General features: G+C 72.0%; 18 protein-coding genes. 6 read left to right on the forward strand and 12 right to left on the reverse strand.

Annotated features, from left to right (window positions below):
• Together ACIBMZ_RS19240 and ACIBMZ_RS19245 are read right to left on the reverse strand one after the other, a co-directional pair.
• Positions 1 to 1,563, reverse strand: a complete 1,563-nt coding sequence (locus tag ACIBMZ_RS19240; RefSeq protein ID WP_396695858.1) for an amidohydrolase — start codon at positions 1,561 to 1,563, stop codon at positions 1 to 3.
• A 10-nt stretch (positions 1,564 to 1,573) separates the two neighbouring features.
• The gene (locus ACIBMZ_RS19245; protein WP_396695526.1) at positions 1,574 to 2,662 is read right to left on the reverse strand and encodes a zinc-binding alcohol dehydrogenase; all 1,089 of its coding nucleotides are present in this window, start codon (positions 2,660 to 2,662) and stop codon (positions 1,574 to 1,576) included.
• Between the two features lie 131 nt (positions 2,663 to 2,793).
• Between ACIBMZ_RS19245 and ACIBMZ_RS19250 the strand changes: the two genes are divergently transcribed.
• The gene (locus ACIBMZ_RS19250) at positions 2,794 to 4,203 is read left to right on the forward strand and encodes a KamA family radical SAM protein (RefSeq protein ID WP_396695528.1); all 1,410 of its coding nucleotides are present in this window, start codon (positions 2,794 to 2,796) and stop codon (positions 4,201 to 4,203) included.
• Positions 4,204 to 4,305: 102 nt separating this feature from the next.
• On the opposite strand, the gene ACIBMZ_RS19255 is transcribed toward ACIBMZ_RS19250, so the two are convergent.
• Together ACIBMZ_RS19255 and ACIBMZ_RS19260 are read right to left on the reverse strand one after the other, a co-directional pair.
• Positions 4,306 to 4,503: a CsbD family protein gene (locus ACIBMZ_RS19255; RefSeq protein ID WP_396695530.1), complete on the reverse strand. Its 198-nt coding sequence runs from the start codon at positions 4,501 to 4,503 to the stop codon at positions 4,306 to 4,308.
• A 303-nt stretch (positions 4,504 to 4,806) separates the two neighbouring features.
• Positions 4,807 to 6,480: an ATP-binding cassette domain-containing protein gene (locus tag ACIBMZ_RS19260; RefSeq protein ID WP_396695532.1), complete on the reverse strand. Its 1,674-nt coding sequence runs from the start codon at positions 6,478 to 6,480 to the stop codon at positions 4,807 to 4,809.
• 195 nt (positions 6,481 to 6,675) lie between these two features.
• Between ACIBMZ_RS19260 and ACIBMZ_RS19265 the strand changes: the two genes are divergently transcribed.
• Positions 6,676 to 7,287: a histidine phosphatase family protein gene (locus tag ACIBMZ_RS19265; protein WP_396695534.1), complete on the forward strand. Its 612-nt coding sequence runs from the start codon at positions 6,676 to 6,678 to the stop codon at positions 7,285 to 7,287.
• Here the strand turns inward: ACIBMZ_RS19265 and ACIBMZ_RS19270 are convergent.
• From ACIBMZ_RS19270 to ACIBMZ_RS19280, 3 genes are all read right to left on the reverse strand, one after another.
• Positions 7,217 to 7,723 carry an Lrp/AsnC family transcriptional regulator gene (locus tag ACIBMZ_RS19270; protein ID WP_396695536.1) on the reverse strand — a complete coding sequence of 169 codons (507 nt, stop codon included), beginning with the start codon at positions 7,721 to 7,723 and terminating at the stop codon, positions 7,217 to 7,219. The two genes, ACIBMZ_RS19265 and ACIBMZ_RS19270, sit on opposite strands and share 71 nt — an antisense overlap.
• Before the next feature lie 64 nt (positions 7,724 to 7,787).
• Positions 7,788 to 8,930: an acyl-CoA dehydrogenase family protein gene (locus ACIBMZ_RS19275; protein WP_396695538.1), complete on the reverse strand. Its 1,143-nt coding sequence runs from the start codon at positions 8,928 to 8,930 to the stop codon at positions 7,788 to 7,790.
• A gap of 140 nt (positions 8,931 to 9,070) precedes the next feature.
• Entirely contained in the window at positions 9,071 to 9,451 is a 381-nt protein-coding gene (locus tag ACIBMZ_RS19280) for a VOC family protein (protein ID WP_396695540.1), read from the reverse strand.
• 86 nt (positions 9,452 to 9,537) lie between these two features.
• Between ACIBMZ_RS19280 and ACIBMZ_RS19285 the strand changes: the two genes are divergently transcribed.
• Complete coding sequence (locus ACIBMZ_RS19285; protein ID WP_396695860.1) at positions 9,538 to 10,446, forward strand: 5'-3' exonuclease H3TH domain-containing protein; 909 nt, start codon at positions 9,538 to 9,540, stop codon at positions 10,444 to 10,446.
• A gap of 17 nt (positions 10,447 to 10,463) precedes the next feature.
• On the opposite strand, the gene ACIBMZ_RS19290 is transcribed toward ACIBMZ_RS19285, so the two are convergent.
• Positions 10,464 to 11,192, reverse strand: a complete 729-nt coding sequence (locus ACIBMZ_RS19290; protein WP_396695542.1) for a GntR family transcriptional regulator — start codon at positions 11,190 to 11,192, stop codon at positions 10,464 to 10,466.
• 18 nt (positions 11,193 to 11,210) lie between these two features.
• The gene (locus ACIBMZ_RS19295) at positions 11,211 to 11,753 is read right to left on the reverse strand and encodes a UTRA domain-containing protein (protein ID WP_396695544.1); all 543 of its coding nucleotides are present in this window, start codon (positions 11,751 to 11,753) and stop codon (positions 11,211 to 11,213) included.
• Positions 11,754 to 11,951: 198 nt separating this feature from the next.
• On the opposite strand from ACIBMZ_RS19295, the gene ACIBMZ_RS19300 reads away from it, so the two are divergent.
• Positions 11,952 to 12,434, forward strand: coding sequence for a hypothetical protein (locus ACIBMZ_RS19300; protein WP_396695546.1), 483 nt, complete (start codon positions 11,952 to 11,954; stop codon positions 12,432 to 12,434).
• A 28-nt stretch (positions 12,435 to 12,462) separates the two neighbouring features.
• Here ACIBMZ_RS19300 and ACIBMZ_RS19305 read toward each other — a convergent pair whose 3' ends face one another.
• Genes ACIBMZ_RS19305 through ACIBMZ_RS19315 form a run of 3 tightly spaced genes read right to left on the reverse strand, consistent with a single transcriptional unit; the run spans position 12,463 to position 15,580 of the window.
• Entirely contained in the window at positions 12,463 to 13,281 is an 819-nt protein-coding gene (locus tag ACIBMZ_RS19305) for a sugar phosphate isomerase/epimerase family protein (protein ID WP_396695548.1), read from the reverse strand.
• The gene (locus tag ACIBMZ_RS19310; protein WP_396695550.1) at positions 13,278 to 14,432 is read right to left on the reverse strand and encodes a dihydrodipicolinate synthase family protein; all 1,155 of its coding nucleotides are present in this window, start codon (positions 14,430 to 14,432) and stop codon (positions 13,278 to 13,280) included. Before ACIBMZ_RS19310 ends, ACIBMZ_RS19305 begins: the two co-directional genes overlap by 4 nt.
• Entirely contained in the window at positions 14,429 to 15,580 is a 1,152-nt protein-coding gene (locus tag ACIBMZ_RS19315) for a Gfo/Idh/MocA family protein (RefSeq protein ID WP_396695552.1), read from the reverse strand. Before ACIBMZ_RS19315 ends, ACIBMZ_RS19310 begins: the two co-directional genes overlap by 4 nt.
• A gap of 276 nt (positions 15,581 to 15,856) precedes the next feature.
• Between ACIBMZ_RS19315 and ACIBMZ_RS19320 the strand changes: the two genes are divergently transcribed.
• Positions 15,857 to 16,873 (forward strand): LacI family DNA-binding transcriptional regulator, encoded by a 1,017-nt coding sequence (locus ACIBMZ_RS19320; RefSeq protein WP_396695554.1) that lies wholly within the window; start codon positions 15,857 to 15,859, stop codon positions 16,871 to 16,873.
• Positions 16,874 to 16,922: 49 nt separating this feature from the next.
• Positions 16,923 to 19,631: a hypothetical protein gene (locus ACIBMZ_RS19325; RefSeq protein ID WP_396695556.1), complete on the forward strand. Its 2,709-nt coding sequence runs from the start codon at positions 16,923 to 16,925 to the stop codon at positions 19,629 to 19,631.
• Positions 19,632 to 19,651: the final 20 nt, after the last annotated feature.

A 19,651-nucleotide genomic window follows, 5' to 3' on the forward strand; every position in this document is an offset into this window, starting at 1 on the left:
TCACGACGACCCTTCCTCGTAGATCACCTCACCGCGCAACACCGTCGCCCGGCACACCGGCAACGGCGTCGGATCCTGCACCCCCCGCACCTGCGGATCCTCGGCCTCCAACACCGGCAACCCCCGCAGCACCCCCGTCGGCGACGACCACACCGCGAACGTCGCCGGCGCCCCCAACGCCAACACCCCCTCGCTGTCCCGATGCACCGCCCGCCAACCACCCCGCGTATGCGCCGCGAACGCCGCCCGCACACTCATCCGCTGCGCCGGATTGTGATGCGCCACCGCCGCCCGCACCGAACCCCACGGATCCAACGGCGTCACCGGCGAATCCGACCCGAACGCCAACGACACCCCCACCCCGTGCATCGCCCCCATCGGATTCGACGCCAACGACCGCGCCAACCCCAACCGCGCCTCGTACATCCGACCCGCACCACCCCACAACCGGTCGAACGCCGGCTGCATCGACGCCACCACCCCGAACTCCACGAACCCCGCGATCAACCGCCGATCCACGATCTCCGCATGCTCGATCCGATGCCGCGCCGCACGCACCCGCTCCGTCCCGAGCTTCTCCGCCGCCCCCGCGAACCCCGCCAACACCGTCGAGATCGCCGCATCCCCGATCGCATGGAACCCGCCCTGCATCCCGTGCGCCGCACAGTCCAACAAATGATCACGAACCTGCTCCGCCGTCAGATACCCGTGACCACACCCCTCCCCGTCCACGTACGCCGCCGACACGTGCGCCGTCCGCGACCCCAACGCCCCGTCCGCGAACAGATCCCCACCCGCACCCACCGCACCCAACTCCCGCGCCCGCGCCGCACCACCCAACTCACCCCAGTACCCGTACACCTCCGGCACCCCCGCACCCGACAGCGCCAACAGACCCGTGAAGTCCTCCTCGTCCGAGATCTCCGGCCCACCGCACTCGTGCACCGCCGCGATCCCCAACGACGCCGCATGCCGCAACGCCACCCCCTGGGCCGCCACCCGCTGCGCCCGCGACACCGACGCCCGCGCCACCGCCCGCACCACGTGATGCGCGTCCCGCCGCAACCACCCCGACGCGTCGAACCCCGGCGCCGCCACCGCCTCCGGACACGCCGCCAGCAACGCCGACGACACCAGCGCCGAATGAATCGACGCCTGCGACAGATACACCCGCCGCCCACCGGCCGCCCGACCCACCTCCGCCGCCCCCGGCGGCACCGGCACCGACCACGTCGACTCGTCCCACCCGTGCCCCAACACCACCGCGTCCGCCGGCAACCCCGCCGCGAACACCGACACCGCCTCCAACAACTGTTCCGCCGACCGCACCCCGGACAGATCCAGCCCCGACAACGCCAACCCCGTGTCACTCACGTGCACGTGCGCGTCCACGAACGCCGGCGTCACCAACGCCCCACCCAGATCCACCACCCGGTCCGCGGCCGGCGCGTCCGCCCCGGCACCCAACCAGACGATCCGACCGTTCCGCACCAACAGCGCCGTCGCAGACGGATCAGCCGGGCAGTGCAACACGCCGGCCCGATACAACATCGAGGGGTTCATCGTCATGACCTCAGTCTGCCGCCAACCGGGCCTCGAAGAGCCCACGCACCCCCGGCACCTCACGCAGCAGACCCAACGCCAACTCCGCGTGCCCCGGCACATACCCGTTACCGACCAGCATCGTCACGTCCGCCGCCAGGCCCTCCGCACCCAACGCCGCCGCCGCGAAACTCGTCGCCATCGAGAAGAACACCACCGTCCCCCCGTCCGCGGTCGCCAACACCGCACCGTGCTCACAACCCGGCACGTCCACGCAGACCACCGTCACGTCGGCTGGCACCCCCAACGCCGAGGTCACCGCCACCGACAACGCCACCGGATCCCGCGCGTCGGTCACCGCCACCTCGTCGGCCAGGCCCGCCGCCACCAGCGCGTCGCGCTCCGCGACCGTCGGCACCACCCCGACCGTACGACCGGCACCCGCCCGCCGCGCCGCCGCCAACGACAACGAACCGCTCTTGCCCGCACCACCGACCACCGCCACCGCGACCGGCCCGGACCCCGCCCGCTCCGCCACGTACCGCCGCACCACCCGCTCCGTCAACGCCGGTGCCCCACACACGTCCAGCACCGCCAACGACAACTGCGGATCCAGGTCCTCCGGCAGCACCGCCGCGATCGACCGGGCGAACAGGATCGCCCACCCCTCGCACGGCACCTGCTCACTGAGCCCGTCCCACCGCGCCAACCCGTCGGTGACCACCAACGGCGTCAACGTCAACGACACCAGCGACGCCACCCGCTCACCGGCCTTGAGACCCAACGGCGACCGCCGCCCCGCCTGCGCCACCGTGCCGATCAGCATCCCGCCCGACCCGGTCACCGGATTCTGCATCTTGCCCCGCGTCGCGATGATGTCGAGCACCTCGGCGCGCACCGCGTCACCGTCGCCACCGTGCTTGTCGCGCAACTGACGGAAACTCGCCGCGTCCAGGTTCAGCCGCTCGACCGAGATCCGCACCTCGTTCGGGCCGATCTCCGACCGCGCGTCCAACCGCCAGGCCGCCTGCGGCAGCACCCCCGCCGGTTCCACGACACGGTGCAGACCCACTGGTGACGTCACGCCAACCTCCTGTCCGGCCGCCCGAAGCCCCGACATCAACTCGCATGACGGGAAAACTTCCGGCAGAATAATTCCTGTACCGAATATTTTCCAGTAACCTTCGGTCCGCTGACGAACCCGGACCGACCTGCACCCAGGTCGGACGACGCACACCCGCAGGAGGGGCCGTGACCCAGACCCAACCGCCGGTGCAGACCACCCCGGCAACACCCGAGCCGGCCCCCACCACCGCACCCACCGGCCAGCCCTACGAATACCGCCGCCACCGCCTCGTCGAACCCGACTGGACCCGCTTCCCCGGCTGGCGCCACGTCACCCGCGACCAGTGGGAGAGCGCCCAGTGGCAGCGCGTCAACTGCATCAAGAACATCAAGCAACTCCGCGCCCTGCTCGGCGACACCGTCGACGAGAGCTTCTACACCGACCTCGACGCCGACCAACGCGCCCTGGCCACCATGTCCATGCTCGTACCACCCCAAATGATCAACACCATGGTGCCGGACGCCCCACCCACCACCGAGACGCTGCTGGCCGACCCGATCCGGCGCTACATGATCCCCGTCGCCTCGGACCGCCGCACCGACTGGCCCTCCCACCCGTACGCCACCCGCGACTCCCTGCACGAACACGACATGTGGGTCGCCGAGGGCCTCACCCACCGCTACCCCACCAAGGTCCTCGCCGAACTGCTCTCCACCTGCCCGCAGTACTGCGGGCACTGCACCCGCATGGACCTGGTCGGCAACTCCACCCCCGCGGTCGACAAACTGAAACTCACCCTCAAACCCGTCGACCGGTACGACGCCCACATCACCTACCTCAAAGCCCACCCCGGCGTACGCGACGTCGTGGTCTCCGGCGGCGACGTGGCCAACGTCCCGTGGCGCAATCTCGAGTCGTACCTGATGCGCCTGCTGGAGATCGAGACCATCCGCGACATCCGGCTCGCCACCAAGGCGCTCATGGGCCTGCCCCAGCACTGGTTGCAGCCCGACGTCGTGGAGGGGCTGGAGCGGGTCGCCCGCACCGCCGCCCGACGGGGCGTCAACCTGGCCATTCACACCCACGTCAACCACGCCCAGTCGCTCACCCCGCTGGTCGCCAAGGCCACCCAGACCGCGCTCGACGTCGGCGTACGCGACGTCCGCAACCAGGGCGTGCTGATGCGCGGCGTCAACGCCAGCACCACCGACCTGCTCGACCTCTGCTTCGCGCTCCAGGGCGAGGCGGGCATCCTGCCGTACTACTTCTACATGTGCGACATGATCCCCAACGCCGAGCACTGGCGGGTCCCGGTCTGGCACGCCCAGCAGCTCCAGCACGACATCATGGGCTACCTGCCCGGCTACGCCACCCCCCGGATCGTCTGCGACGTGCCCTTCGTCGGCAAGCGGTGGGTACACATGATCACCGAGTACGACCGCGAACGCGGCATCTCCTACTGGACGAAGAACTACCGCACCTCCATCGAGTCCACCGACCTGGAGGCGCTCAACAAGCGGTACGCGTACTACGACCCGATCGACACCCTGCCGGACGCCGGTCGCCAGTGGTGGCAGACCCACCGCGACGACTGACCCGACCCGGCGTCGCCCGGGCGGCACCTCCTCCCCGACCCGTGCCACGCCGCGAAGCGGGCCACCGGAACGATCCGGTGGCCCGCTTCGGCGTACGTGCGGTCACTTCTTGGTGAAGGCGTCCTTGGCGTCGCGGCCGGCGTCCTTGACCTTCTCACCGGCCTGACGGGTACGGGCCTCGGACTGCTCGCTGGCGCCCTCGGCACGCATGCGCTCGTTGTCGGTCATGTCGCCGACGCGCTCCTTGGCGGCGCCGCTCAGTTCCTCGACCTTGTTCTTCGCCTTGTCGGTGAAGCTCATGTCGCCTCCCTGCCTGCCTCGGCGGCGCAGCGATCCGCTGCGCTCCTCACGCTCGTGTCCCCTCATCCGATGATCTGAAACTGTTCTCGGAGCGGTGGTGCTGTGCACATCCGCTCGGGCGTCCTAGGAAGCTAGGTGTGGTTGTTTTTCGCTGGTCGTGCCCGCCTCGGTGGCCTCCCTCCTACCTGATCCGTCCGTGCCGTCAGCTCGACAGCGCCCGAACCCGACAGGAGTCGGCGGCCACGAAAGACGCCAACACCCAGGCGCAAACGGCACCGTCCGGTGGAGAGCAGGTGGCGCGCCTCAGGGCGACTCCTCGGCGGCTCGTAGCGCCAGGACCGGCCAGTCCGCCAGGTCGGTGAGCATCTGACGGTCGTGGGTGGCCACCACCACCGCCGCCGAGGTTCCCCGCAACGCGTCGGTCAACTCGTCCACCAGCAGCGCCGATAGGTGGTTGGTGGGCTCGTCGAGGATCAGCAGGTCGGGTAGCTCGGCCAGCCGCAGCGCCAGGTTCAACCGCCGCTGCTGCCCCTGGGACATCCGGCCCACCGGCGTACGCAGCGCCTCCCGGTCCAGCAGGTGTGTCGCGCCCAGCGGCAGCCGGTCGCCCTCGCGGAGCCGCCCTGCGGACTGGAGCCGACCCACGTGCTGGTCGTACAGGTCGCGGGCGAGGGCGGCCGGGGGCCAGGCGGGCACCTCCTGACCCAGGTACGCGACGCGGGCCCGCCCCAGGTGCCGGACCTCGCCGGTGGAGGGTTCGAGGTTCTGGGCGAGCACCTCGAGCAGGGTCGACTTGCCGGCCCCGTTCGGCCCGGTCACCAGCAACCGCTCCCCACCGTCCAGGGTGAGCGTGACCGGCTGGTGCAGCCGCCCGGCCACCGTCACGTCGTCGCAGCGCAACAGCGGCACCCCGGGCCGGGTCCGCAGCTCGGGCCAGCGCAGACGCAGCGGCGGCTCGGGCACGGTGAGCCGGTGGGCGTCGAGATCCTCCTGCCGACGACGCAACGCCTGCACCACCCCGGGCGCCCGGGACTGACGCTGATGCTTACCGTGCCCCTTCTCCGGCCGCCAACCGGTGCTGAGCCGCTGCCGCGCCTCGTTCACCGCCTCGGCCAGCCGCTGGTGTTCGGCCTGCTGGGCCTCGTAGTCGTGCAGCCAGCGTTCCCGCTCGCGGCGACGGCCCTCCTGCCAGCCGGCGTACCCACCGGCGAAGACCCGTGGGCGGCCGTCCTCGCTGGGGTCGAGGTCGAGGAACTCCTCGGCCACGTCACCGAGCAGGGCCTGGTCGTGGCTGACCAGCACCACCCCGCCCGCGTGCTGACGCAGTCGCAGGGTGAGGAAGGCCAGGCTGTCGGCGTCGAGATGGTTGGTCGGCTCGTCCAGCACCAGCAGGTCGTGCCGCGCCCCGAGCAGGCAGGCCAGCCGGACCCGGTAGCGCTGGCCGACCGACAACGTCGACAGCGGGCGCTGCCGGTCCGGGCAGGCGTCCAGCCCGGCCAGTGCCACGTCCACGCGGCGTTCCGCGTCCCAGGCGTCCAGGCGGGTGGCGGCGTCCAGCGCGACGGCGTACGCGGTGTCCGCGCCGGGACGCCCCTCGGCCAGTCCCGTCGCCGCGTCGTCGAGCGCCCGTACCGCCTCCTGGGACTCCCGGATGGCGGCGGCGACCAGGGTGCCCACCGTCTCACCGTGGCGCGCCTCCAGCGCCTGCCGGGCCACGCCGAGCGTGCCCGTCCGTTCCACCGTGCCCTGGTCCGGGGTGAGTTCCCCGATCAGCACCCGGAGCAGGGTCGTCTTGCCCCGGCCGTTCTCGCCGACGACCGCCAGCCGCGAGCGGGCGGAGACGGTCACGCTGACGTCGGACAGCACCACCCGTCCGCCCAGCACCACGCGTACGCCCTCGGCCCGGACATGCGCCCGGTCACCGGCCGGCAGGCCGGGGGTCGCGTCCTGGGTGGGGTTCAGTTCAAGATTGTTCACTCTGCGCTCTTCGGCTCGTCGTGGAGCCGGGCAGCGCGATCAGGCCGCCCGGCGGGAACACCAGGACGGCGAGACAGAGCGGAGCTGGAAGAAGCCGGTCAACCCTGCCGCCGTCAGCGGCCGGACCAGGGCTTCATCGAGAAGGCACAGGAGTACATGCCCACGATCCTATCCGACTCCTGGTTGACTGAGGACATGAGCGAGATCCTGCTCGTCCGGCACGGCGAGACCACCTGGAGCGCGAGCCGCCGGCACACCTCGTACACGGATCTGGAACTGACTCCCGACGGCGAGCGGCAGGCCCGCGCGCTCGGTCCGGCGCTCGCCGGCCGGCGGTTCGTCGCGGTGCTGAGCAGCCCGCGCCGCCGGGCGCTGCTCACCGCGCAACTGGCCGGGCTGACCGTCACCGGCACCGACGAGGACCTGGCCGAGTGGAACTACGGCGAGTACGAGGGACGGACCACCGCCGAGATCCACGACGAACGGTCCAGTTGGAACGTGTGGACCGACGGGTGCCCCGGCGGGGAGTCGCCGAGCGAGGTCGGCGAACGTCTGGACCGGCTGCTCGCCACGGTGCATCCGCTGCTCGACCGGGGTTCCGTCGCGATCGTCGGGCACGCGCACTCGCTGCGGGTGCTGGGCGCCCGGTGGATCGGTCTGCCGCCGTCGGCCGGTGGGCTGCTCCGGCTGGACACCGCCACCATCAGCGTGCTCGGCCACGAGCACGGCCGACGGGTCATCCTCCGGTGGAACCAGCCGCCTCCCCCGCCGCCCGCGACCGAGGGCGGTTCGGCGGCTCGCCACTGATCTTCGGCGGACGCCCCTCGTACGGGGTGGAGAGCACCACCGTCGTGCGGGTGGTGACGTTCGCCGCGGTCCGGATCTCCTGGAGTACGCGTTCCAGGTCGACCGGACCGGCCACCCGGACCAGCAGCAGATAGAAGTCCTCCCCGGCCACCGAGTAGCACGAGTCGATCTCCGGCAGGTGCGCGAGCCGTTCCGGGGCGTCGTCGGGCTGCGACGGGTCGAACGGCCGGATCGCCACGAACGCGGTCAGCGGCAGGTCGAGCGCCTCGAACGAGACCCGCGCGGTGTAGCCCTTGACCACACCGCGCTGCTCCAGGCGACGTACCCGCTGGTGCACGGCCGAGACGGACAGGCCGACCTTCTCCGCGAGATCCGTGTACGACTGCCGGCCGTCGGTGGTCAGCGCGGCGACGATGGCCCGGTCGATCTCCTCCACGGCGTGCAACCTACCGGGAAAGACCGGTCGGCGCGACGACGAAACCACCGGAGGGCACGCGCGGTCACTCCTTCGCCAGGGCCCGGGAGATCACCAGACGCTGGATCTGGTTGGTGCCCTCCACGATCTGGAGCACCTTGGCCTCCCGCATGTAGCGCTCCACCGGGTGGTCGGCCACGTATCCGGCGCCGCCGAGCACCTGCACCGCGTCGGTGGTCACCCGCATCGCCATGTCGGTGGCGAAGAGTTTCGCCTTGGCCGCCTCGATCGAGTACGGCCGACCGGCGTCGCGCAGCCGGGCGGCGGCGAGCGTCAACGCCCGCGCGGCGGAGATCTGGGTGGCCAGGTCGGCGAGGGTGAAGCCGAGGCCCTGGAAGTCGATGACGGCGCGGCCGAACTGGCGACGTTCCCGCGCGTAGCCGACCGCGTAGTCCAGCGCCGCCTGGGCCAGACCGACCGCGCAGGCGGCGATGCCGAGGCGGCCGGAGTCCAGGGCGGACATCGCGATGGTGAAGCCGGCGCCCTCGCCACCGATCAGCCGGTCCGCCGACACCCGCGCGTCATCGAACGCGAGTTGCGCCACCGGTGACGACCGCAGTCCCATGGTGCGCTCGGCGGCCTGCGGGTGGAGACCGGGGGTGGACCGGTCGAGCAGCAGGCAGGAGATGCCCCGCGCGCCGGGTCCGCCGGTACGGCAGAAGACGTTGTAGAAGTCGGCCACCTGGGCGTGGGTGATCCACGCCTTGGTGCCGGTGACCACGTACGCGTCGCCGTCGCGGACCGCCTTCGTGGTCAGCGCGGCGGCGTCCGATCCGCCCTGCGGTTCGGAGAGGCAGTACGCGCCGAGCAACTCGCCGCCGATCATGTCGGGGAGCAGCTTGCGCTGGGCGTCGTCGCCGAACGTGGCGACCGGGTGGCAGGAGAGCGTGTGCACGCTGACCGCCTCGGCGACCGCCAGCCAGCGGCTCGCCAGGATCTCCAGCACCTGGAGGTAGACCTCGTACGGCTGGGCGGCCCCGCCGTACTCCTCCGGGTAGGGCAGACCGAGCAGACCAGCCCGGCCCAGGGTGCGCAGCAGCTCGCGGGGGAACTCGGCGCGCTGCTCGAACTCGACGGCCTTCGGGGCCAGCTCGCGGTCGGCGAGTTCGGTGGCCAGCTCCAGCAGGTCGTGGGCCTCTTCGGTGGGCAGGATCCGGTCGACAGTCATAGCGTGGTGAGCTCCGTGGGATGGTGGTGAGCCGTCGTACGCCGTGGCAGCTTCTGGCTCCCACCCAGCCAGCTTAACGTTCGTTCGGGTGGCGGGCACGGACGGTGCGGTCGTGTCGACGACCCCGACCGGCCTCGTAGTCAGCCCATCAGCCAGAGGCAGAACGGGTGACCGTCCGGGTCCAGGCAGACCCGTACGTCGTCCTGCGGCTGGAACTCGGCCAGCGTGGCACCGCAGGCCAGCGCGTGCTCCAGGGCGGCGTCCAGGTCATCGACCCCGATCTCCAGGTGCATCATCATCTGCTGCCGGTCCGCCTCGGCGGGCCAGGTCGGTCGCACGTACGCCCGCTCGCGCTGGAAGGCCAACGCCAGGCCACCGTCGGCACTGCGCAGCACGACGTCGTCGGCCTCCTCCACCTCGATCTCCCCGCCCAGCAACCGCACGTAGAACCGGGCCAGCGCGGCCGGGTCCGGGCTGTCCAGGTTGACTCCGGTCAGGGCCAGCCGGGTCGGTACGCGCATCGGTCCTCCTCGTCCGGTCGTGCCGTCGACCGCGAACGTCGGTGGGATGTGCCAGGCTGTCGGGCGTGGCACAGCAGACCCCGATCATGCTCGTCGACGCGCCCAGTCTCTACTTCCGGGCCTACTTCGGCATCCCCGAGTCAGCCGCGCGGACCGCCGACGGCCAGCCGGTCAACGCCGTACGCGGATTCCTCGACATGCTCGCCCAACTGGTCCGCACCCGGCGGCCGGGCCGGATGGTGTGCGCGATGGACCACGACTGGCGGCCGGACTGGCGGGTCGCGCTGCTGCCGTCGTACAAGGCGCACCGGGTGGCGCCCGAGGGCGGCGAGGTCGTGCCGGACACCCTCAGCCCGCAGGTGCCGATGATCCTGGACGTGCTCGACGCCTTCGGCATCACCGTGGTCGGCGCGACCGGATACGAGGCCGACGACGTGCTGGGCACCCTCTCGGTCACCCAGCCCGGGCCGGTCGAGGTGGTCTCCGGCGACCGTGACCTGTTCCAGCTCGTCGACGACGCCCGTGGGGTGCGGCTGCTCTACATCGGGCGGGGCGTGGCCAAGCTGGACGACTGCGACGACACGGCGGTCCGGTCCCGCTACGGGGTGGCCGCCGACCGGTACGCCGACTTCGCCGCACTGCGCGGCGACCCCAGCGACGGGCTGCCGGGCGTGGCCGGCGTCGGCGAGAAGACCGCCGCCCGACTCATCGAGCGGTACGGCGACATCGACGGCATCCTGGCCGCCCTGGACGATCCGGCCTCCGGTTTCGCGCCCGGCCTACGCACCAAGCTCGACGCCGCCCGCGACTACCTGGCGGTGGCGCCGAAGGTGGTCCGGGTCGCCCTGGACGTGCCACTACCGCCGCTGCCCACCGAGCTGCCGTCCGCACCGGCCGACCCGGAGCGCCTGGTCGAGCTGGCCGAGCGGTGGAACCTGGCCGGCTCCACCCGCCGCCTGGTCGACGCCCTCGCCAACCGCACCACGACGGATTAGCGCTCGGCGCGGCACCGCTACGACGTGCCGTCGACAATGGTCTGCTCGTACCGCAGCTCGTGCAGGTGGCTGCCCTTCACCAGTACCGACACCTCCACGGGTCGACCCGCAGCCGACCGGATCACCCGTAGCTGCCGAAGCACCGGGACGTAACCGGGCAGGTTCAGCGTCTCGATCTCTTCGGTGGTGGGCATCCGGGCCGAGACGTGGTCGCTCATACGCTGCTGAGCATGGCCGATCTCCGCCAGCACCCTCGGCGCTCCACCGGAGATCTTCCGACGCTCGGCCAGTTCGGTTCCCACCGCGATCGAGGACGGGTAGTACGACCACGACAGCTCGACCGGCTCGCCGCGGTGACGCAGGATGCGGTGCCGGAGCACAGCGCGTTCATCGGCGTCGAGTTCCAGTTCCCGCGCCACGTCGGCGGGTGGCACGACCTCCGCGACCCGGAGAAGGTGATAGCTGTAGTCGCCGGTCGACGGCGCGACGTAGGCCATCGCCTCGATCGGTAGTGCTTGCCGATGCCGGACGAACACTCCCTTGCCCACCTCGCTGTGCAGGAGCCCTTCCGCCTTGAGCGCGGCAAGGGCACGTTGCACCGTCGCGGTGGCGGCATCGAACTGCTGGACCAGCGTCGGGATGGACGGCAGGCGAGAGCCCGCAGGCAGATCACCCGACATGATGCGGGCGCGGAGGTCGGCCGCGATCTGCTCGTGGCGAGGTCGCCCGTCGCGTCCGCCGTTCATATGCCGTATCCCAATCCGCTAGTCGAGTGACATCTGATATCGCAGGCGTCGGCCCGCTGGCGTCATCGTCATGACGCTCACCTCGATCGGTACACCCTCGTGAGTGGTCAGCACACGCGTCAGGCCGAGGACCCACTCTCCGTCGGTGAGATCCAGCACCTGCCGTTCGGCAGCCTCGGGCTCCCGCGTGTAGACGTCTTCCGTGGCTTGCTTGGGAACATAGCCCAACTCGGCGAGGAGGCGGATCGCGCCTCCCCGGATCTTGCGTGGTTCGGCGAGCGCGGTGTCGCGGGCGATGGTCACCGGATAGTAGGAGTCGGTCAGCTCCACAGGCTGATCGTCGAGCAAGATGAGCCGACGACGGACGACCGCCGGAGTGCCTTCCTCCACGCCGAGCGCCGCCGCGATCGCCGCAGCCGGGACCACCTCTCCGACGTGCAGCAGGCGTTGCGTGCCGACGCCACCCTGCTGCGCCGCGTCGGCCGCCCAGGCATCGCCGTGCTGGTCGGGGCGTGGTCGGAGATACGGCATCGAGACACTGAGCCAGCCCGCTTCACTCATCTCCCACTCCTACCGCAATCGACCACGCGCCAAGGCTAGAACGTGTCGATCACACCGGCAATCAGTCCTTGTTGCCTTATTCGAAAGGCAGTAAGGTTGTCGCTACCGAGGCAGACCGTTGCGGGCGAGCCGCCGCCGGTCGCAGCCGTGCCCCTGCGACCGGCGGCCCCGCCCACCCTTGCCGGACAGGAGTGGACGATGGGTGTGAGCGGTGGAGTTCCGTTCCGGACAGGCGACGTGGTGCAGGTGGCCGAGCAGCACTACTGCTATGGCCTGGGCTGTCTGACCTTCCGGATCCTGGAGGTCGGGCGGCGGGAGCGACACAGCGACGGACTGTGGATCCACCTTCGCGGCGTCGACCTCGGCGACCCGTCCGGTCCTCGGCAGCGCCGGATCCTGGCCCGCCTCGATGCCGTCCAGCCCACGCCTCCGGGCCCGGTCGCCCACATCGCCGCCCGACCGGGCTGGGAATGCCTCGGCTGCGGGCAGGACTGGCCGTGCCCGGACCGACGACGCCGACTGCTGAAACGGTACGACCGCGAGCGGATGACCCTCAGCATCTACCTCGGTGCACAACTCGCGGACGCCTCGGCAGACCTTCCCGACGTACCGCCCGGCGTGCTCTACCGGCGTTTCCTCGGCTGGCTACCCGATCGACACGAAGGCCCCGGAACACTGTGACCGGCATTTCCGGCGGCGGTCCGGGTCGTCAGACCACTTCCCGCAGGTAGCCGTCGATCGCGGCGGCCAGGACGTCCGCGCCGGGACGCGCCCAGACCTCCGCGTTGAAGACCTCCACCTCGATCGGGCCGGTGTAGCCGGCTGCGTCGACCGCCTCGCGCATCCGGCGCAGCTCGATGCAGCCGTCGCCGGGCAGCGCCCGCCCCAGCAGCACGCCCTCGGGCAGCGGGGTGATCCAGTCGCAGACCTGGAACGAGGCGATCCACTCCCCCGCGCGGGCGATCTGGTCGTGGACGGTGTCGTCCCACCACACGTGGTAGGCGTCGACCACCACACCGACCACGCTCGGGTCGAACCGTTCGGCGATGTCGAGCGCCTGCCCGAGGGTGGCGATGACGCATCGGTCGGCGCTGAACATCGGGTGCAGCGGCTCGATGGCGAGTGTCACCCCGGCGGTGTCGGCGTACGGGGCCAGGTCGGCGATGGCGTCGGCCACCCGCGCGCGGGCCCCGTCGATGTCCTTGCTGCCGGGCGGTAGGCCGCCGGAGACCAGCACCAGCACCGGCGCGCCGAGGGCGGCGGCCTCGTCGACGGCGCGCCGGTTCTCGTCCCACCAGTCGTCGGCGGTGAAGAACCCGCCCCGGCACAGTGTGGTGACCGCCAACCCGGCGTCGCGGACCAGCTTGGCGGCGCGGTCCAGGCCGTATTCGGCGACCGGCTCCCGCCACAGGCCGATGCCGGGCACCCCGGCGGCGACGCACCCGGCCACCACGTCGGGCAGCGCCCAGTGCGTGGCGGTGGCCTGGTTGAACGAGAAACGGGCCAGCTCCGGGCGACCGGCGGTCACTGGGCCACCCCCGCCACCTGGAAGAAGGCCCGGGCGCGGGCGGCGGCCTGCTCGGCGTCGGGCAGCAGACCGGCGGCGTCGGCCAGGGTGAGCAGGGTGGCCAGGTGCGCCGGTGACCGGCCGGACTGGAGGCCACCGACCATGGTGAAGTGGTCCTGGTGGCCGGCGAGCCAGGCGAGGAAGACGATGCCGGTCTTGTAATACCAGGTCGGGGCCGCGAACAGGTGCCGGGCCAGCGGCACGGTGGGCGCGAAGATCTCGTCGTACGCGGTCAGGTCGCCCCGGTCGAGGGCGGCGAACGCGGCCGAGGCGGCCGGTGCGATGGCCGCGAAGACGCCCAGCAGCGCGTCGGAGTAGCCGTCCGCGTCGCCCCGGATCAGCTCCGGGTAGTGGAAGTCGTCGCCGGTGTAGAGACGTACGCCCGCCGGGAGTCGGCGGCGCAACGCCACCTCGCGCCCGGCGTCGAGCAGCGACACCTTGATCCCGTCCACCCGGGCGGCGTGCGTCTTGAGCAGCTCCACCACGGTGTCGGCGGCCAGGTCCAGGTCGGTCGAGCCCCAGTAGCCGGTCAACGCCGGGTCGAACATCGGGCCGAGCCAGTGCAGCACCACCGGCCGGTCGGCGGCGGACAGCAGGTCGTCGTACACCCGCAGGTAGTCCTCCGGGCCGCGGGCGGCGGCGGCCAGGTGGCGGCTGCACATCAGCACCGGCACCGCACCGGCGGCCTGCACGTCGTCGAGCTGTTCGCGGTAGGCGGCGGTGACCTCGGCGAGGGTGACCGGTCCGGCCGGCAACTGGTCGGTGGCGACCCCGGCGACGATCCGGCCGTCGGCCGCCCGGGCCTCGGCAGCGCTGCGCCGGATCAGTTCCCGGGTGGCCGGATAGTCCAGGCCCATGCCACGCTGCGCGGTGTCCATCGCCTCGGCCACCCCCAGCCCGTACGACCAGAGGTGGCGACGGAAGGCGAGGGTGCTCTCCCAGTCGACCACAGCGGGCGTACCCGGGGTGTTGTCGGCCTGCGGGTCGGCCACCACGTGCGCGGCGGCGTACGCGATCCGGCTGCGCGGCGGCCCCTCCGGGCGGGGATGTCCGGTCCCACCGGCCAGCCGCAGTCGCCGACCACCGGGCAGGTTCACCTCGGTGGCGCTCACAGCGACAGCTCCGGGATCTCGACGCGGCGCCCCTCGCGGGCCGACACCAGGCCCAGCTCGGCCAGTTGCACGCCGCGCGCCCCTGCCAGGAAGTCCCACGGGAACGGCTCGCCGACCGCGACGTGCCGCAGGAACGCCTCCCACTGCACCTTGAAGCCGTTGTCGAACTCCTCGTTGTCCGGCACCTCGGTCCACTGGGCGCGGAAGTCCTCGGTGGCCGGTAGGTCCGGGTTCCACACCGGCTTCGGGGTGGCCGCGCGGTGCTGCACCCGGCAGCGACGCAGTCCGGCCACGGCGCTGCCGTGCGTGCCGTCGACCTGGAACTCGACCAGTTCGTCCCGGTGCACCCGGACGCACCAGGAGGAGTTGAGCTGGGCGATCACGCCGCCGGCCAGCTCGAACACGGCGTACGCGGCATCGTCGGCGGTGGCCGCGTAGGGGCGGCCCCGCTCGTCGACGCGTTGCGGGATGTGCGTGGCGACGGTGGCCGAGACGCTGCGGACCTCGCCGAAGAGTTCCGCCAGCACGTAGTGCCAGTGCGGGAACATGTCGACCACGATGCCGCCGCCGTCCTCGGCTCGGTAGTTCCACGAGGGACGCTGGGCGGGTTGCCAGTCGCCCTCGAAGACCCAGTAGCCGAAGTCGCCGCGCACCGACAACACCTGACCGAAGAAGCCACCGTCGAGCAGCCGCTTGAGCTTGCGCAGCCCGGGCAGGAAGAGTTTGTCCTGCACCACGCCGGTGCGGATGCCGGCGGCGTTCGCGGCGTGGGCCAGGTCCAGGGCGGCGGAGGTCTCCTCGGCCAGCGGCTTCTCGGTGTAGATGTGCTTACCGGACTCGATGGCCTGCCGGATCGCCTTCTCCCGCTGCTGGGTGACCTGCGCGTCGAAGTAGATCTCGACGTCGTCGCGGGCCAGCGCCGAGGTCAGGTCGGTGGTCCAGTCGGTCAGGGCGTGCCGTTCGGCGATCTCCCGCAGCTTGGCCTCGCTGCGGCCGACCAGCACGAGGTGCGGCCAGAGGGTGGTGCCGTCGGGCAGCCGTACGCCGCCGGCGTCGCGGATGGCCAGCAGGGAGCGCACCAGATGCTGCCGGTATCCCATCCGGCCGGTGACGCCGTTCACGATGATGCCGATCGACCTGCGGGTCATGGGGATCCTTCCGTCACACACGCACAGGTAAGCGCTTTCCCGCGTAGCCTAGGCCGGGCCACCGGGCCGAGGCAAGCGCTCTCCCGGCAGCGATACTTCCGGCCCCCACCACCTCCCGACCACCGTCGAACACCGGAACGGCACCTGGCACACCGCGCTGAGCAGGGCCGCGACCAGCAGCGTGAGCTGCCGGAACCGGCCCCCGAGCGGGAGACCCCGACTGCGGTACGGTGACGCTGGCCGCAGGCGCGCGGCGTGAGCGCAAGGGGGCGGTACGTGGCGACTCTGTCCGATGTGGCCCGGCGGGCCGGCGTCTCCCCCGCCACCGCTTCTCGGGTGATCAACGGCAGCAGCAAGCCGGTCACCGACGAGTTGCGGGAGCGGGTGCTCCAGGCCGTCGCCGAGTTGCAGTACGTACCCAACGCCCACGCCCAACTGCTCGCCCGCTCGCACCGGGGCGCGGTCGGCGTGATCGTGCACGACGTCTCCGACCCGTACTTCTCCGAGATCACCCGGGGTCTGCAACGGGTCGCCACCGACCAGGGTCGACTACTGATGATCTGCAACAGCTACCGCGACCCGGAGCGCGAACTGGAGTACGTCGAACTGCTGCGCGGGCACCAGGTGGCCGCCATCATCCTGGCCGGCTCCGGCTACCACGACGCGGAGTTCACCCGCCTGCTCAACGGCAAGCTGGCCGCGTACGAGGCGACCGGCGGGCGGGTCGCGGTGATCGGTCGGCACGAGCACTCCGGCGACGCGGTGATGCCCGACAACCGCAGCGGCGCCCGACTGCTCGGGCAGGAGCTGTGCCGGCTGGGCCACGAGCGGATCGGCGTGGTGGCCGGTCCGCAGGTGCTGACCACCACCACCGACCGGTTGACCGGGCTGCGCGAGGCGCTCACCGCGCACGGCCGGGATCTGCCGGAGCACCGCGTCCGGTACGCCGAGTTCGACCGCGACGGCGGTGCCGCCGCCACCGCCGCCCTGCTCGACGCGGAACCGGAGCTGACCGCCATCGCGGCGCTCAACGACTCGATGGCGATCGGCGCGCTGGCGCTGCTGCGCTCGCGCGGGCTGGCGGTGCCCGACCGGGTCACCGTCGTCGGCTTCGACGACATGCCGATGGCCCGGGACGTCACCCCGACGTTGACCACGATCCGGCTGCCGCTGGTGGAGATGGGCGCGCGGGCGATGGCGCTGGCCCTGGACCCGGGCGCGGACCGCCCCCGGGTGGAGTCGCTAGCCGCCGAGCTGGTCCGCCGGGACAGTTCCGCCCCGCCACCGGGCTGACCGCCGGGCCGCCGCCATCGGGTTGCGCGGCTGATATAGACGTAGTGTCATGCGTAGATTACTGATCTCCGCCGCGCTCGCCGTGGCGATGGTGGCCGGTGCCACCGGGCCGGCGGTGGCTGCCCCTCCGGACAGCCCCGCGCCCCGGCCCGCCGCCACCGGCTGGTCCATGGCCGGCGGCGAGCTGACCTGGCGTTCGAGCAGCCGGGTGCCGGTCGGTGGTGCCGGGGTCGAGTTCTGGTCCGGTGACCGGCGGCTCGGCCAGGCGCGTCCGCACCCGGACGGACGCACGTTCAGCCTGCCGTTGACCGGGTCGGTCGAACCCGACCAGCTCAGCGTGCGGGCCGGCGGCAGGCGGCTCGACGGGGCGGCTCCGCCGGCCGCCCGCCGGTCGGGTCCGGTCGCCGCCGTACCCGCCCCGCAGCCCGCCGCCGCCGTCGATCCCGGAGTCCCCGGACCCCACGGACAGATCACCGGCGAGTACGACCTGCCCGCCGTCACGCTGCCGGACTTCCCGGAGAAGGTGGAGATGCGCGCGGTGGTGGTCGCGCCGCAGGGGGCCTCCGGTGCCCGACCGCTCGCGGTGTTCCTGCACGGCCGCCACACGAACTGCTACCAGAGTGGTGCCGACGATCTGTTCCTCCAGTGGCCGTGCCCGGTCGGCACCGAGCCGATCCCGAGCCACCGGGGCTACCTCCAGGCGCAGCGGCTGCTCGCCTCGCAGGGCTACCTGACGGTCTCCATCTCGGCCAACGGGATCAACGGCCAGGACTGGGCCCTCGAGGACGGCGGGGCCCAGGCCCGCTCCTCGCTGGTCCGGCTGCACCTGGCGAAGTGGGCCGACTGGGCCGGTGCCGGACGTGCCACCGCGCCGGAGATCGTGCGCGCGGCACCCCGCGCCGACCTGTCCCGGGTGCTCCTGGTGGGTCACTCCCGGGGCGGCGAGGGCGTCAACCGCGCCGCGATGGACTCACTCACCCCGCCGCCGGCCGCCGTCGACGGCTACTCGGGCCGGGTCCGCTGGACGGTACGCGGTCTGCTGCTGATCGGTCCGACCATGGCCGGGCACAACCCGGTGCCGGACGTCCCGTCGGCGACGATCCTGCCCGGCTGCGACGGTGACGTCCTCGACCTCGAGGGCCAGATGTTCGTGGACGCGACACGCGGCGTCAGCTCCGGCGGCGCCCTGCACAGCGCGCTCTACGTCATCGGCGCCAACCACAACTACTTCAACACCGAGTGGACGCCCGGACAGGCGGTGGCCCCGTCGTGGGACGACTTCTTCACCGACGACGGTGGACCGGACCCCGTCTGTGATCCCGGCACCCCGACCCGGCTCACCGCCGCGCAGCAGCAGACCGTCGGCGCCACCTACGTCGCCGCCGCCGCACGGCTCTTCGTCGCGGGCGACGACCGGGTCCGACCGCTGCTCGACGGCAGTGGCCGACGCGCCCCCTCGGCCGACCCGGCCCGGGTGCTCAGTCACGCGCTCGGCGGCAACCGCACGCCGGTCCTGACGCCGGACCCGTCGACCACGCTCTCCGGCGGGGCCCGCCTCTGCGACCAGGTCACCGACGATCCGCAGCGGTCCTGCCTCGACCCGGACGACCGTGATGCACAGTTCGCGCACTTCGTGCCGTTCCGCTGGACCGTGCCCGACGTCGACCGGTACGCGGCCGAGCTGACCTGGTCCCGCGCCGGCACCCCGATCCGGCTGACGCCGCCCCGGCCGGTCTCCGTCGCCGGTGCCCGGGAACTGGCACTCCGCGTCATCGTCCCGCCGAACACCACCGACACCCGGTGGGACGTGACCGTGGTCGGCACGGACGGACGGCGTACCCGGCTCGGTGCCGTCCGGGTCGACGGCCTGCCCGGGACCGGGTACACGACCTCGTACTGGGCGCAGGAGGTGCGGGTACCGCTGAAGGGCGCCCCCACCCGGCTCGCCGCGATCGAGATCACCCCGCGCAGCGCGAACGGCCGCGCCTGGCTGCTCGACGCGTGGGGATGGTCGCCGGGCACCCCCGACCCACGCCCGGCCCGCCTGCCCCGCCTCGACGTCGGCACCCTTGAGGTGTCCGAGGGCGACTCCGGCACCCGGACGCACAAGATCCCGGTGTCGTTGACCGGACGCGGCAGCGGCGCGGTACGGCTGTACCTGCTCGACCCGGTGACCCTCGAGACGCGCATCTGGACGGCCACCGTGCGACCCGGTCAGCGCAGCATCCCGGTGCCCGTCGAGGTGCCCGGTGACACGCTGTGGAACTACACCGAGCAGTACGCCTTGTCTGTCAAGACGGACCGGGGTGTCGTGGTCGGCGACTACGTCGGTGGACTCGACGTCCGCAACGACGACCCGGTGCCGGTGCTCACCGTCGAGTCCCGCGAGGTACGCGTCGCCGAGGGCGAACTGTTGAGCTGGCGCTTCTCGGCCTCCGAGCCGACCGAGCAGGGGCTGTTCCTGTCCGCCTGGCCGCAGGCGCCCAGCTCCGGACCCGAGCTGTCCACCCTGGACGTGGACCCGGACTGGTTCACCGACCACGCGTACGAGTCGGTGCAGCCGGAACGGCCGCTGTCGCAGACATGGCTGACGCCGTACCTGGTGATTCCGGCCGAGACCGGCGTCGGTGAGGTCATCGTGCCGACGATCGCCGACTCGGTGACCGAGCCGGACGAGTGGATCGAGCTGACCTTCGCCGAGCCCGAGGGCGGGCCGATCGTGGACGTGGTGCTGACCGGAGTGGTGACCGGCGGCTGAGCGGCGGCACCGGACGCATA

This window comes from Micromonospora sp. NPDC049900, from assembly GCF_044461025.1.
GTDB lineage: Bacteria > Actinomycetota > Actinomycetes > Mycobacteriales > Micromonosporaceae > Micromonospora.

Bases quoted from the DNA above. Each gene is read 5' to 3' on its own strand.
- ACIBMZ_RS19240 (WP_396695858.1), bottom strand. From the start codon at position 1,563: ATGAACCCCTCGATGTTGTATCGGGCCGGCGTGTTGCACTGCCCGGCT.
- ACIBMZ_RS19245 (WP_396695526.1), bottom strand. From the start codon at position 2,662: ATGTCGGGGCTTCGGGCGGCCGGACAGGAGGTTGGCGTGACGTCACCA.
- ACIBMZ_RS19255 (WP_396695530.1), bottom strand. From the start codon at position 4,503: ATGAGCTTCACCGACAAGGCGAAGAACAAGGTCGAGGAACTGAGCGGC.
- ACIBMZ_RS19265 (WP_396695534.1), top strand. From the start codon at position 6,676: ATGAGCGAGATCCTGCTCGTCCGGCACGGCGAGACCACCTGGAGCGCG.
- ACIBMZ_RS19275 (WP_396695538.1), bottom strand. From the start codon at position 8,930: ATGACTGTCGACCGGATCCTGCCCACCGAAGAGGCCCACGACCTGCTG.
- ACIBMZ_RS19280 (WP_396695540.1), bottom strand. From the start codon at position 9,451: ATGCGCGTACCGACCCGGCTGGCCCTGACCGGAGTCAACCTGGACAGC.
- ACIBMZ_RS19285 (WP_396695860.1), top strand. From the start codon at position 9,538: ATGCTCGTCGACGCGCCCAGTCTCTACTTCCGGGCCTACTTCGGCATC.
- ACIBMZ_RS19290 (WP_396695542.1), bottom strand. From the start codon at position 11,192: ATGAACGGCGGACGCGACGGGCGACCTCGCCACGAGCAGATCGCGGCC.
- ACIBMZ_RS19295 (WP_396695544.1), bottom strand. From the start codon at position 11,753: ATGAGTGAAGCGGGCTGGCTCAGTGTCTCGATGCCGTATCTCCGACCA.
- ACIBMZ_RS19300 (WP_396695546.1), top strand. From the start codon at position 11,952: ATGGGTGTGAGCGGTGGAGTTCCGTTCCGGACAGGCGACGTGGTGCAG.
- ACIBMZ_RS19315 (WP_396695552.1), bottom strand. From the start codon at position 15,580: ATGACCCGCAGGTCGATCGGCATCATCGTGAACGGCGTCACCGGCCGG.
- ACIBMZ_RS19325 (WP_396695556.1), top strand. From the start codon at position 16,923: ATGCGTAGATTACTGATCTCCGCCGCGCTCGCCGTGGCGATGGTGGCC.